Raw genomic sequence first — 12,532 nt, forward strand, 5'->3', positions numbered from 1 at the left:
GAGAATGCGGTACCACTTCGAATTGCGACATAATCAAGAGGGGAATGCTTCATGACAAGAGTTGCCGTCATCGGTGCTGGTCCTTCCGGGCTGGCGCAGCTGCGCGCCTTCCAATCGGCCGCCCAGAAGGGCGCCGAAATCCCGGAGATCGTCTGCTTCGAAAAGCAGTCGGACTGGGGCGGGCTCTGGAACTATACCTGGCGCACCGGGCTCGACGAATATGGCGAGCCGGTGCACGGCAGCATGTATCGTTACCTCTGGTCGAACGGCCCGAAGGAATGCCTCGAATTCGCCGACTATTCCTTCGAGGAGCATTTCGGCAAGCCGATCGCCTCCTATCCGCCGCGCGCCGTGCTCTGGGATTATATCAAGGGTCGCGTCGAGAAGGCGAATGTCCGCCATTGGGTGCGCTTCAGCACGCCGGTGCGCATGGTCCGCTTCGACGAGCAGGCGAAGAAATTCACGGTGACGGCGCATAACCGCATCGAGGACCGGATGTATGACGAGGAATTCGACTATGTCGTCGTGGCCAGCGGTCACTTCTCGACGCCGAACGTGCCCTATTTCGAAGGCGTGAAGACCTTCAACGGCCGGGTGCTGCACGCCCATGATTTCCGCGACGCGCTGGAGTTCAAAGGCAAGGATATCCTGCTCGTCGGCCGCAGCTATTCAGCCGAGGACATCGGTTCCCAATGCTGGAAATACGGCGCGAAATCGGTGACGACGAGCTATCGCTCGAAGCCGATGGGCTTCAAATGGCCGGAGAATTTCGAGGAGCGGCCGCTGCTGACCCGGCTCGAAAACCGCACTGCGCATTTCCTCGACGGTTCGAGCAAGGAGGTCGACGCGCTGATCCTGTGCACCGGATACCAGCACCATTTCCCTTTCCTGCCGGACGAACTGCGGCTGAAGACCGCCAACCGGCTCTGGGCCGACAGCCTCTACAAGGGCGTGATCTTCGACCGGAACCCGCAGCTCTTCTATATCGGCATGCAGGATCAGTTCTATACGTTCAACATGTTCGACGTGCAGGCCTGGTGGGCGCGCGACGTGATGATGGGGCGCATCCGGCTGCCGCCGGAAGAAGAGCTGAAGGCCAATTTCGACATGTGGCGCGCCCGCGAGGAGACGCTCGAGGATGCCGAGCAGATGATCTGGTATCAGGGCGACTATGTGAAGGAACTGCTGGCCGAGACCGATTACCCCTCCTTCGACATCGAAGGCACCAACCGGACCTTCATGGAATGGGAACATCACAAGGCCCACAACATCATGGGCTTCCGCGACCATGCCTACCGGTCGCTGATGACCGGCAACATGTCGCCGACGCATCACACGCGCTGGGTCGAGGCGCTCGACGATTCCATGGAGGAATATCTGCGCAACTGACGAGGCGGGCCATTGCCGGAGCAGGGTGCCTGTCCACTCAGTTCCGGCAATTGCGGCCGGTCTTTGAAGCATGTCGCGCAAAATTGTGCAGCGGTTTTGCGATCACGACATGCATCAGCAAAAAGAAGACGGCATAAATCCATCTGCAACTCATCTCTTCGGACGTGGCCTTCATGGATTTTCAAACAAGCATTCTCGGGCGCATGAACGGCTTTCTCTACCGCTGCCGCGCCGATGAAAACTATACGATGCTTGAGATGACCAATGGCATCGAGCGCATCTTCGGCTACCCCGCCGACGAGATCGTCGGCAACCGCAGCCGCACCTTCACCTCGATCATGTACGAGGAGGACGTGCCGTTGATGGACGAGGTCGTCGGGCGGGCGCTGGAGAAGCGCGCCGACTGGACGATGGAATACCGCATCCGCCACGCCATGGGCCATCTCATCTGGGTGACGGAGACCGGCGGCGGCATCTGGGACCAGAAGGGTGAGCTTCTCTATCTCGAGGGCAGCATCATCAACATCGAATCGCTCTACCAGCGAATCGACGAACAGACCGCCGACATGCGCGTCACCGCCTCCAAGACCGGCGAGATCCTGCAATCGCTGCGCTACCTCAAGCTGCTCGCCGTCAATGCCGGCATCGAGGCGGCCCGTGCAGGCACTGCCGGATCGGGTTTTGCCGTGCTTGCCGCCGAGATGCGCACGCTTGCCAACTCCTCCGAGGAGGCCGCCCGCGCCATTTCCGATGCGCAGCGCAAGGCGCAAGGCTGAAGGTTGCTGCAGCGGCGGAAGATTTGGCGTCGACCCGGAACGTCGGCGTTGTTAACCTGCGGCGTTTTCAGAAATTACATATATTTTTCAATATATTGCCTTAATTCCGCCGAACAGGAAACCGGTGCCGTTACGAGGAATATTCGGACCGCGTTAACTTTTTGTTAACCATAGCAGCGCTACACATGGTCAACGATTTCTTCACATAGATGACCAAAGTGCTAACAGACGCTCGCTCTATCCGCATCAAGGGCCGTTCTTTCCTGGCGGTCATGCTGTCCCCTGATCTTCCGATCGACGATTGGTTGACCAGGCTGGACGATTTGGCCGCGCGTTCGGCCGGCTTCTTCCTCGGACGGCCCGTCGTGCTCGACCTGACGGACCTGCAAATCGACCGGCCGCAACTGAAAGAGCTGATTGCCGAACTTGCCAAGCGCAATGTCAGCATCATGGGCATCGAAGGCGCGCGGCCGTCGATCCTCGGCTCCGGCATGCCGCCGGCACTCAAAGGCGGCCGGTCGGTTTCCGACATCGAGGTTCCCGCCAAGGAGACCGCCGATCCGCCGGTCAAAGCGGCAGCCGCCGAGACACGTGCGGCCACCCAATCGATCGTCATCCGGGAACCGGTGCGTTCGGGACAGTCGGTGATCTTTCCGGAGGGTGACGTCACCATCATCGGATCGGTCGCTTCCGGCGCCGAGGTGATCGCCGGGGGATCGGTCCATATTTACGGCGCTCTGCGCGGCCGGGCCATGGCGGGCTCGATCGGAAACGCATCGGCGCAGATCTTTTGCCGCAAGCTCGAGGCCGAGCTGGTGGCAATCGACGGCATCTACAAAATGGCAGAAGACATGGCCCCCAATCTTCGCGGACAGGCTGTTCAGCTCTGGCTCGAAGACGATGCGATCATGGCGGAAAAACTGATCTGAGCCGGCTGTGGCCGCGACAAAGGAGAGAGACATGGGGAAAGTGATCGTCGTCACGTCAGGCAAGGGCGGGGTCGGAAAGACGACCTCGACCGCCGCATTGGGAGCGGCGCTGGCGCAACGCAATGAAAAAGTCGTGGTCGTCGATTTCGACGTCGGCCTGCGCAATCTCGACCTCGTCATGGGCGCTGAGCGCCGGGTGGTCTACGACCTGATCAACGTCATCCAGGGTGATGCCAAGCTTCCCCAGGCGCTGATCCGCGACAAGCGGCTGGAAACGCTGTTCCTGCTGCCGGCTTCGCAGACGCGCGACAAGGACAATCTGACCGCCGAAGGCGTCGAGCGCGTCATCAACGACCTGAAGCGCTATTTCGACTGGATCATCTGCGACAGCCCCGCCGGGATCGAACGCGGCGCAACGCTCGCCATGCGCCATGCCGACGTCGCCGTCGTCGTCACCAATCCTGAGGTCTCGTCGGTGCGCGATTCCGACCGCATCATCGGCCTGCTCGATGCCAAGACCGCGAAAGCCGAACGCGGCGAGCGGATGGAAAAGCACCTGCTGCTGACCCGCTACGACGCCAACCGCGCCGAACGCGGCGACATGCTCAAGGTCGACGACGTGCTGGAGATCCTGTCCATCCCGCTGCTCGGCATCGTGCCGGAAAGCATGGACGTGCTGCGCGCCTCCAATATCGGCGCCCCGGTCACGCTGGCAGAAAGCCGCAGCCCGGCCGCGATGGCCTATTTCGATGCCGCCCGCCGGCTCGCCGGCGAGGTTCTGCCGATCGCGATCCCTGAGGAAAAACGGAACATTTTCGGCAAGATCTTCGGACGGAGGGCAGCATGAATATTTTCCGTCTGTTCAACAAGCAGAGGACCGCACCGGCGGCCCGCGAACGCCTGCAGGTGCTGCTGGCCCACGAGCGTTCCTCGGCCGGGTCCGACCTGGTGTCGGTACTGCGCGAGGAAATCCTTGCGGTCATCGCCAAGCACGTCGAGCTCGACCACGACAAGGTGCAGGTGACGATCGACCGCAACGAATTCGTCTCGACCCTGGAGATCGATGTCGAAATTCCGTTGAATGCAGCCGTCCAGGCCGCTTGAAAGACGGCGCTGCCTGTTTCTAACAGGCAGCGCCTAAAGCGCGTCGCGATCTTTCAGATTCGCTTCTCGTGCTTCAGGTCTTTGTTTTTACGCATGTCGTTATCGCAAACCGCTGCACACTTTTGCGCGACATGCTCCAGTATCACGACTTTCTGGCTTTCCGATTGGCGTAACGCAGGTCGCGTGCGGCCTTTCGGGCGGCTTCATCGGCAATCACGCGCGCGATCCGTTCTTTCTCGGCTGTTTCGCGCGCCTCGATGTCGGCCCGTTGCGCAGCTTCTGCGGCAGCCTGGCGTTCTGCTTCCACAGCTTGCGCCCGCTCCCGTTCCTCAAGCTTTAGCCGTTCCCGCTCGGCGCGGCGTTCTTCCCTGGCGGCGGCGACAGCCACACGCTCGGCCTGCTTTGCGAGCCGGGTCGGTTCGGCCGTCTCCTTGGCGCTGCGATAGGCGTTGAGGAGAGCCGCCTTGGCGTCGGCCGCGGCGCTGCGACGATCGGAGAGTTCGTTGTTTCTGCTGTTTTTCAAATCTGTTTCCTGACTGTTCGACTTCAAACCTGGATGATTTTAGGCCAATCCGGGCTTAAAATCATCCAGATCCAGCGTCAGATTTTCTTTTTTCGTTTCCCGGCAGGAGCGGTGGCTGCTGCCAAGCGATCCTGCTCCTCCTTGGCCTCGCGCGCCTGGCGCAGCCTCAAGGTCTTTTCCTCGCGGGCGCGCAGGGTCGGGTCTGTCTCGTCCACTGCACGGTTTCGCGCTAAAAATTGCGACTGTGCGTTTCCGAAGGCGATCTCAGCCTGCTTGCGTGCCTTGCTGTATGTCTCTGTCATAAGCGTCCCGGTTTTCATGCGCTGTTCAGAGCGTGTCGCGCAGAGGTTTGCAGCGGTTGCAACAACAACATGCGTAAAAACAAAAGACCTAAAAAATACGTCGCATGATTCAAGTTTGACGTGATGTGCTTAGAGCATGATGCCGAAAAGTGTAAGCGATTTTCGGACGGCCTCATCATGTTCCAACGCTTTATTGAGAACAGACGCAGATTTCAGGCCGATGCGGCCATCCCTTCGCTATGACCGCGGCCGCGTCTTCTGCGGATCGTAGTGGGAAAGCGGCACGATTGTCGCCGGCAAGCGCTTCTGGTGGCCGTCGAGCTTGCCGATTTCGACCTCGGTGCCGGGGCTTGCATGCGTCACGTCGATGCGGGCGAGCGCGATCGTCTTGCCGAGCACAGGCGAGCGCGTGGCGCTGGTGACGACGCCCACCTGAGCCCGGCCGACATGGACGCAGTCGCCGTGGCCGACCGCCTCATTGGCTTTGATATCGAGGCCGACGAGCAGATGGCGCGGATGTTCCTTGCGCCGGATCAGCGCCTCGCGGCCGATGAAATCGTCCTGCTTGGATTTCAGCGGCACGGTAAAGCCGATGCCGGCCTCGAAGGGATCGGTCTGGTCGGTGAATTCGTGATGGGCGAAGATCAGGCCCGCCTCGATGCGGACCATGTCGAGCGCCTCCAGCCCCATCGGCTTCAGACCGTGCGGCCGGCCTGCCTCCCAGACGGCGTCGAACACCGTCAGCGCATCCTTCGGATGACAGAAGATCTCGTAGCCGAGCTCACCGGTATAACCCGTGCGCGAGACGACGACCGGGGCACCTTCGAAGCCGCCGATGCGGCCGATGGTGAAACGGAACCATTCGAGCTCGCCGATCTCAGGCTGGCGCGGCGCCGTCCAGATGATCTCCTTCAGGATGTCGCGGCTGCTGGGGCCCTGCAGAGCGATATTGTGCAGCTGATCGGTCGAGGAGCGCACCCAGGCCTTGAAGCCTTTCTTTTCCGCCTGCTGGCGCAGCCATATGCCGCTGAAATCATCGCCGCCGATCCAGCGGAAGTTCGTGTCGCCGAGACGGAACAGCGTGCCGTCGTCGATCATACCGCCGTTTTCATAGCACATGGCGGAATAGACGACCTGGCCGGTCGACAGTTTGCGCACGTCGCGCGTCAGGCAATATTGCAAGAGTGCCTCGGCATCCGGCCCGGTCACCTCGAACTTCCGCAATGGCGAGAGATCAATGACGGCGGCGCGCTCGCGGCAGGCCCAGTATTCCTCGACCGGCCCTTCGCCGGAAAAGCGGTTCGGCAACCAGTAGCCGCGATATTCGGTATAGTCCCGCGTCAAGGCGGAGAGGCGCGGATGGAAGGCGGTTTCGCGCGTCAGTTCGGCGTCGGCATCTGGGGTCATGCGATAGGCCACCGCTCGTGAGAATTTCTCGTTTCCGGAAAAGGTGCGGACATGGATATCCGTCGGATCCCAGCCGTTCGCCGCGTCGATGTCGTCCGGGCAGGACGAGGAGACGCAGACGAGATCGGTCAGTGCCCGCATCAGCACATAATCACCAGGACGCGACCAGGGCTCGTCGAGATAGAGCTGATTGTTGTGGTCGATATTGGTGTTGTAAAAATAGTTCAGGGCTTCCCAGCCCTTGCGGCCGGCAATGCCGTAAGGCGCCAGCGCCGCGTTGAAATTGTCCGTGCAATTGCTGTGGCCGGGATAGCCCATATCGTCGTAATAGCGCGCATTGCAAGCGGTCGCGAAAGCGTCGTGCCGCCCGACCGTATCCTGGACGATCTCGACCAACGGCTCGAAGTCGCGGTCGAAAGCCTTGGAGGGCAGGCCCGGCGCGGGATAGCTGCGGCCGAGCAGCGTGCGGGTGACCGTCGAATCCAACGCTAGATCGAGGCCCTTATCGACCTTGCGGGCGGCGAAGGCCTGGAAGTCGGTGCATTGGCGCCCATAGACGTCGATGATCTGGATGAGTTCGCCGGCGCGCACGAAATAGGCCGCAGCACTCGCCGCCCGGATGCGGATATCCTCGATCGGATCGGCGGCGGGTTCCGGCAGGGCGGCGGCATAATCGCGGACCAGCAGGCTGCGCTTGATCCTGACCTCGATCGGCGTCGCCGTATCCTGCGCCTCCGGCGACATGGCGGCGGCGGGGGCTGCGACGATCAGCAGGCCTTTCATGGTAACGTTAAAATCCGCCTGGCTGCCCGGGGTCGATCCGGTCCCGAAGAGACGCAGGGCTCCGGCTGTCGCAAGGTCGGCGCCGCGACGCTGAAGCGCTGCGCGCATGCGGACCGCACTCTCATCCCCCATCTGAAGAATGGCCTTCAAACCCTCGGCGGAATTGCTGAATGCCGTTCCAAGACCGGCTGCCTGGAAGCGACCTTCTTCGTCAAGAAAGGAAAGCTCGCAGATCTGCCCGCCTTCGCTGTCGATGACGCTGACGCGGTCGCCCGCGGCAACGCGCACGACAACCGATCCGCCGCCCTTTGCCCGGTAGCGTTCCGTGCCCTCGGGCAGAGCTGGAATACCGGGATAATGGACGAGGCTCGGAACGACCGTTCGGGGGCCTGGCATGACAGGATGAAGTTCTCGCATTCTACCCTCATAGGGGATCGGCATGCCCTTCGACATACACCCATACAGGTTACAAAATGCCTGTGGAAAGTAAAGTCATGTTGACTAAAAAGAAAATATCTTTACTATGCATAAAGAGTTCAGACTCGGGAATCCGTTGGAGCACGGATCGCCAAAATCATCCGGGCGGACTTTAGACTGTCAGGGAGACACGTTCGGGGAGACGTACAAAGAGACGTCCGGAACAGATAAATATGGGGAATTTCGCCGATGACAGACATTGTGGAGGCCGGAATTTCCTCCGGCACCGAAGGTAAACTCGTACGCGCGCTCGACTGGAAGGGCGCATTCTGGGTGGCTGCGGGCGTACCGCCGCTCGTTCTCTTTTCCATCGGCGGCATTGCGGGCACGACGGGCAAGCTCGCCTTCATCGTCTGGATCATCTCGATGGTGATGGGTTTCCTGCAATCCTTCACCTATGCCGAAATTGCCGGCATGTTCGGCAATAAATCCGGCGGCGCTTCGATCTATGGCGCCACCGCCTGGCTGCGTTATTCGAAATTCATCGCGCCGCTGTCGGTCTGGTGCAACTGGTTTGCCTGGTCGCCCGTGCTGTCGCTCGGCTGCGCCATCGCCGCCGGTTATATCCTCAATGCCTTCTTCCCGATTCCGGCGGCGGATTCGCAGATGGTCCTCGACTGGATCGCTGCGCATGCCGCTTCCATCACGGCCGACAGCCCCCGCGTCGCCGAATATATCGCAACCCATGCCGGCACCTCGCCTGAAGACGCCGTCAAGGCGCTGCTCAGCACCGACGGCGTCGCCGCACTGACGCCGGCGGTCCGTAGCTGGTCGCTCGTCAGCTTCAACATTCCCTTCCTTGCCACCGCCAACATCAACGCCACCTTCTTCATCGGCGGCATCCTGATGCTGATCATCTTCGCGATCCAGCATCGCGGCATCTCGGAAACGGCAAGTGTGCAGAAGTGGCTGGCGATCATCGTGCTGGTACCGCTGCTGATCATCGGCCTTTATCCCATCGTCAGCGGCCATATCGTTGCCGCCAACGTCACCGGCCTGGTGCCGCCGACGGCCGCCTATGCCGGCGCCGACGGCACCTGGAGCAATGGCGGCTGGACGCTCTTCCTCGGCGGGCTCTATATCGCCGCCTGGTCGACCTACGGCTTCGAGACGGCGGTCTGCTATACCCGCGAGCTTAAAGACCCGAAAACCGACACCTTCAAGGCGATCTTCTATTCCGGCCTTGCCTGCTGCCTGTTCTTCTTCCTCGTGCCCTTCGCCTTCCAGGGCGTTCTCGGGCATGCGGGCATGCTGGCCCCCGGCATCGTCGACGGCACCGGCGTTGCCGAAGCCCTCGGCGGCCTGATCGGCGCCGGCCGGATCATCACCCAGTTGCTCGTCGTGTTGATGATCATGGCGCTCTTCCTCGCCATCATGACGGCGATGGCGGGCTCGTCGCGCACGCTCTACCAGGGCTCGAAGGACGGCTGGCTGCCGAAATATCTCGACCACGTCAACGAACACGGTGCGCCGACGCGGGCGATGTGGACCGACTTCGCCTTCAACCTTTTCCTGCTGGCCATCGCCTCGGATACCGGCGGCTACTTCTTCGTGCTCGCCGTCTCGAATGTCGGCTACATCATCTTCAACTTCCTGAACCTCAATTCCGGCTGGATCCACCGGGTGGATTCCGGCCATATCGAACGGCCCTGGAAGGCGCCGACCTGGCTGATCGGCCTCAACACGGTGCTGGCCTTCGTCAACGCGCTGTTCCTCGGCGCCGGCGCCAAGGTCTGGGGTTATTCCAATGCGCTCTGGGTCGGCTTCATCTTCGCCGCGCTGATACTGCCGGTCTTCGCCTATCGCCACTATGTGCGCGACGGCGGCAAATTCCCGGCCGGCGCGATGGAAGATCTCGGCCTCATCGGCCAGGATCTCGGCGTCAAGAAAGCCGGCATGCTGCCCTATCTCGCACTCGCCGGTGGCTTGGCGATCGTCCTGATCGCCAACGTGATCTTCCAACTTCCGGCCTGAATTGCCTCCCAACAGAAGGGCCGCCATGGCAACATGGCGGCCCTTCTGCTGACAAACCCGCGACATCGTCCTCGGCCCTGTGCCGAGGATCTCCGCACATCCAATCAAGCGCTTGAAAACAAAATTTTTCTCGCAGAACAATTGATGTGATCAGATGCTCGGCACAAGGTCGAGCATGACGGAGCAAACTTTGATCTGTCCGCTTAAGCAGAAAGCGGACAGATCAGTCATGGTTCAGCCGACAGGCTCAGCGGCCGCCTTCGATCTTGCGGTGGCGCTGGTTGGTGCCGCCCTTGCCGTAGGGATAGTCCAAAGGTTGGGGCGCGCTGACCTCGTTGAGCCTTCCCATTTCCTCCTCGGAGAGCGCGACCTTCATGGCGCCGAGATTGTCGGCGAGCTGTTCTGGCGTGCGGGCGCCGAGGATGACCGAGGTGACCGCCGGCCGCGCGGCCGTCCAGGCGAGCGCCACCTGCGCCATGCTGACGCCGCGCGCCCTGGCGATCTCTTCGACGACACCGATGATGGCCCAGGTGCGTTCCTGCGCATTGCGCGGCGCGTAGGATTCGCCGCCGCGATTGGGGTTCTCGCCGAGGCGGGTGGCGCCGGTCGGCATCTCGTCGCGCTTGTATTTGCCGGTCAGCCAGCCACCGCCGAGCGGCGACCACGGCAACAGGCCCATGCCGGCATCCTGGCAGGCCGCGACGATTTCGAGTTCGATATCGCGCATCAGCAGATTATATTGCGGCTGCAACGTCACCGGACGCGTATAACCGCGCGCCTTGGCGATCTCCGAGGCCTTGGCGATGTGCCAGCCGACATAGTTGGAGAAGCCGTAATAGCCGATCTTGCCCGAGGCAACCGCATCGTCGAGGAAACGCAGCGTCTCCTCGATCGGCGTCAGCGCGTCCCAGGCATGCATCTGGTAGAGGTCGATCTGCTCGATGCCGAGGCGGCGGAGCGAATCGTCGAGCGCCTGGCCGAGATGCCGGCGCGACAGGCCGATATCATTGGGTCCGTTGCCCATCGGAAACCGCCCCTTGGTGGCGACGATCGCCTGGCGGGCCTCGGTCGGGTGCGCCTTCAGCCAGCGTCCGATGATCTCTTCCGACTTGCCGGCGCTGTAGACATCGGCGGTATCGATGAAATTGCCGCCCCAGGCGAAATAATCGTCGAGCAGTCTGTGCGAAGCCGTTTCGTCGGCCTCCGCGCCGAAGGTCATGGTGCCCAGGCAATAGGCGGTGACGACGGCCCCGCTGGGACCGAGCTTGCGATAATCCATTTCTTCCTCCTCATGCGGACGCCCGCAGCCGACGCGCAAAATCGCCGGGGTAGAAGCCGGGGCTTCCGCAAATCAATGACAATATCGAGCTTGAGGCGGCCGCTTGCCGCCGGATGACGTATGGCGCCCTGGGCTCAATCCGGCGCAGGGGCGAGGGCAGCATAACCAATCCCGTCCCTGCCACAAGTGGGAAAAAATATTCCCACCCGCCACTGCCGCCCGCGAGGTTATGGATTTTGCGACAACGAACCGGCAATCAGATCGGCTGCGGCAAGGCCGGTCTCGTAGGCGCCGTGCGCAGTCGAATAACGCGAATGCGAGCAGGCCTCTCCGGCAAAGAAGATCCGCTCGTCATGCGGCGCGGCAAGCACCCCGCGCAGATCGGAGGCGCCGGGCTCGGCATAGGAATAGGAGCCGCCGATATGGGGTGTGGCGGCCCAGGCCGAGATCGCCGCCACCGACAATTCTCTGCGGATATCGGCGCCGAACTGCGCCGCCAGTTCATCGGCGGCGAAGGAAAAGGCAGCCTCTCCACCCTCCCGCTCCAGATCATGCGCGAGGTCGCCGGCAAAATAGGCCTCGACGACGGGAGCGCCAAGCGGCCGCAGCTGATAGGTGCCGGTGGCGCCGCGGCTGAAGGAGCCGAGCATATGGGTATCGGCCGGCAGCGCCTGCGGATGCACAAGCCCGAGGAAGAGCTTGTCGGCAAGCCCGAGCGGCAGACGGGCGGCGGCCTCGATCTTGTCGGGTAAAGGAGGGTCGAACGTGATCCTGCCGGCGGCAAGCACATTCGTCGAGACGGTCACGAGAACCGCGCGGGCACTCAGCAGGCCGCGGTTGGTCTCGATGCCGATCCGGCCGGCAGGGCGGTGGTCGATGCGCCTCACCTGCGTGCCGAGCCTTGCCGGAACCGGCCTGCCGTAAAGGGAAACCAGCTTTCCGTAGCCCTGGCGCACCCGCCAGTCGGGGCCGGGACCGGGATCGTATTTGTTATAGTCGGCGACCGACGAGCGTTCCAGTTCGGCGCCGGTGATATAGGTGCCGATCGCCCGGATCTGGCCGTTCCAAGCATTGCCGGGTTCGAGCATTGCGGCCAGATCGGTATCATCGCCTTCATGGCTGTCGAGGCGTTCGAAATAGGCGCCGATCGCATCCTGCGCGGCATCGACGTCAGCGTCATCCCGCTCGAGCTGCCGGCCGCCGTTCCAGGGGGCCGGCGTGCGGTCGACCGTCAGTCCGACCTCGCCGGCGATCGCGGTCCAGGCATTGGTCCGCGCCCCGTGCAGCCAGCCGCAACCGAGATCGAGCCCGGTATCACCGGCTTCAGGCAGCCCGACCGTCCAGGCGCGGCCGCCGAGACGATCGCCGGCCTCAAGCATCAGGATGGAAAGATCGGGACGAATTTCCTGCAGGCGGCGCGCAGCGGCAATCCCGGCGGCACCGGCGCCGATGATGACGACATCCTCCTCGGCACTCTTGCCGTTGTCACCAGGCATGCAGTCTCCTTCGGTCACTGACCGCTCAGCTAAGCGCCCATATCCACGAAACGCAAGGGGATAGCGCCCCGCCTGCGATGGATTAAACCGCCT

General features: G+C 62.1%; 11 protein-coding genes. 6 read left to right on the forward strand and 5 right to left on the reverse strand.

What is annotated here, in order from left to right; translation table 11 throughout:
- Positions 1-51: 51 nt before the first annotated feature.
- From GGD57_RS13545 to minE, 5 genes are all read left to right on the forward strand, one after another.
- A complete protein-coding gene (locus GGD57_RS13545) occupies positions 52-1,389 on the forward strand; it encodes an NAD(P)-binding domain-containing protein (protein WP_184470470.1) in 1,338 nt (445 codons plus the stop codon).
- Between the two features lie 173 nt (positions 1,390-1,562).
- On the forward strand, positions 1,563-2,165 hold the full coding sequence (locus GGD57_RS29380) for a methyl-accepting chemotaxis protein (protein WP_184470472.1): 603 nt from the start codon (positions 1,563-1,565) through the stop codon (positions 2,163-2,165).
- A 209-nt stretch (positions 2,166-2,374) separates the two neighbouring features.
- On the forward strand, positions 2,375-3,094 hold the full coding sequence (gene minC, locus GGD57_RS13555) for a septum site-determining protein MinC (RefSeq protein ID WP_184470474.1): 720 nt from the start codon (positions 2,375-2,377) through the stop codon (positions 3,092-3,094).
- Positions 3,095-3,125: 31 nt separating this feature from the next.
- Positions 3,126-3,941, forward strand: coding sequence for a septum site-determining protein MinD (gene minD, locus GGD57_RS13560; RefSeq protein ID WP_184470477.1), 816 nt, complete (start codon positions 3,126-3,128; stop codon positions 3,939-3,941).
- Complete coding sequence (gene minE, locus GGD57_RS13565) at positions 3,938-4,198, forward strand: cell division topological specificity factor MinE (RefSeq protein WP_126910927.1); 261 nt, start codon at positions 3,938-3,940, stop codon at positions 4,196-4,198. The genes minD and minE overlap by 4 nt, the downstream gene beginning before the upstream one ends.
- A 142-nt stretch (positions 4,199-4,340) precedes the next feature.
- On the opposite strand, the gene GGD57_RS13570 is transcribed toward minE, so the two are convergent.
- The 3 genes from GGD57_RS13570 to GGD57_RS13580 form a co-directional block, all read right to left on the reverse strand.
- On the reverse strand, positions 4,341-4,721 hold the full coding sequence (locus tag GGD57_RS13570) for a DUF6481 family protein (protein ID WP_184470478.1): 381 nt from the start codon (positions 4,719-4,721) through the stop codon (positions 4,341-4,343).
- A 77-nt stretch (positions 4,722-4,798) separates the two neighbouring features.
- Positions 4,799-5,023 (reverse strand): hypothetical protein, encoded by a 225-nt coding sequence (locus tag GGD57_RS13575; RefSeq protein ID WP_184470847.1) that lies wholly within the window; start codon positions 5,021-5,023, stop codon positions 4,799-4,801.
- A gap of 237 nt (positions 5,024-5,260) precedes the next feature.
- Complete coding sequence (locus tag GGD57_RS13580) at positions 5,261-7,630, reverse strand: DUF1989 domain-containing protein (RefSeq protein WP_184470480.1); 2,370 nt, start codon at positions 7,628-7,630, stop codon at positions 5,261-5,263.
- Between the two features lie 249 nt (positions 7,631-7,879).
- On the opposite strand from GGD57_RS13580, the gene GGD57_RS13585 reads away from it, so the two are divergent.
- Positions 7,880-9,664: an APC family permease gene (locus tag GGD57_RS13585; protein ID WP_184470482.1), complete on the forward strand. Its 1,785-nt coding sequence runs from the start codon at positions 7,880-7,882 to the stop codon at positions 9,662-9,664.
- A gap of 247 nt (positions 9,665-9,911) precedes the next feature.
- On the opposite strand, the gene GGD57_RS13590 is transcribed toward GGD57_RS13585, so the two are convergent.
- Both GGD57_RS13590 and GGD57_RS13595 read right to left on the reverse strand, forming a co-directional pair.
- Positions 9,912-10,943, reverse strand: coding sequence for an aldo/keto reductase (locus tag GGD57_RS13590; RefSeq protein WP_184470484.1), 1,032 nt, complete (start codon positions 10,941-10,943; stop codon positions 9,912-9,914).
- A gap of 227 nt (positions 10,944-11,170) precedes the next feature.
- A complete protein-coding gene (locus GGD57_RS13595; RefSeq protein ID WP_184470486.1) occupies positions 11,171-12,439 on the reverse strand; it encodes a flavin monoamine oxidase family protein in 1,269 nt (422 codons plus the stop codon).
- Positions 12,440-12,532: the final 93 nt, after the last annotated feature.

The organism is Rhizobium esperanzae (assembly GCF_014197615.1).
Taxonomy (GTDB): Bacteria; Pseudomonadota; Alphaproteobacteria; order Rhizobiales; family Rhizobiaceae; genus Rhizobium; species Rhizobium esperanzae_A.

Bases quoted from the DNA above. Each gene is read 5' to 3' on its own strand.
- GGD57_RS13545 (WP_184470470.1), top strand. From the start codon at position 52: ATGACAAGAGTTGCCGTCATCGGTGCTGGTCCTTCCGGGCTGGCGCAG.
- GGD57_RS13590 (WP_184470484.1), bottom strand. From the start codon at position 10,943: ATGGATTATCGCAAGCTCGGTCCCAGCGGGGCCGTCGTCACCGCCTAT.
- GGD57_RS13585 (WP_184470482.1), top strand. From the start codon at position 7,880: ATGACAGACATTGTGGAGGCCGGAATTTCCTCCGGCACCGAAGGTAAA.
- GGD57_RS29380 (WP_184470472.1), top strand. From the start codon at position 1,563: ATGGATTTTCAAACAAGCATTCTCGGGCGCATGAACGGCTTTCTCTAC.
- minE (WP_126910927.1), top strand. From the start codon at position 3,938: ATGAATATTTTCCGTCTGTTCAACAAGCAGAGGACCGCACCGGCGGCC.
- GGD57_RS13575 (WP_184470847.1), bottom strand. From the start codon at position 5,023: ATGACAGAGACATACAGCAAGGCACGCAAGCAGGCTGAGATCGCCTTC.
- minC (WP_184470474.1), top strand. From the start codon at position 2,375: ATGACCAAAGTGCTAACAGACGCTCGCTCTATCCGCATCAAGGGCCGT.
- minD (WP_184470477.1), top strand. From the start codon at position 3,126: ATGGGGAAAGTGATCGTCGTCACGTCAGGCAAGGGCGGGGTCGGAAAG.
- GGD57_RS13580 (WP_184470480.1), bottom strand. From the start codon at position 7,630: ATGCGAGAACTTCATCCTGTCATGCCAGGCCCCCGAACGGTCGTTCCG.
- GGD57_RS13595 (WP_184470486.1), bottom strand. From the start codon at position 12,439: ATGCCTGGTGACAACGGCAAGAGTGCCGAGGAGGATGTCGTCATCATC.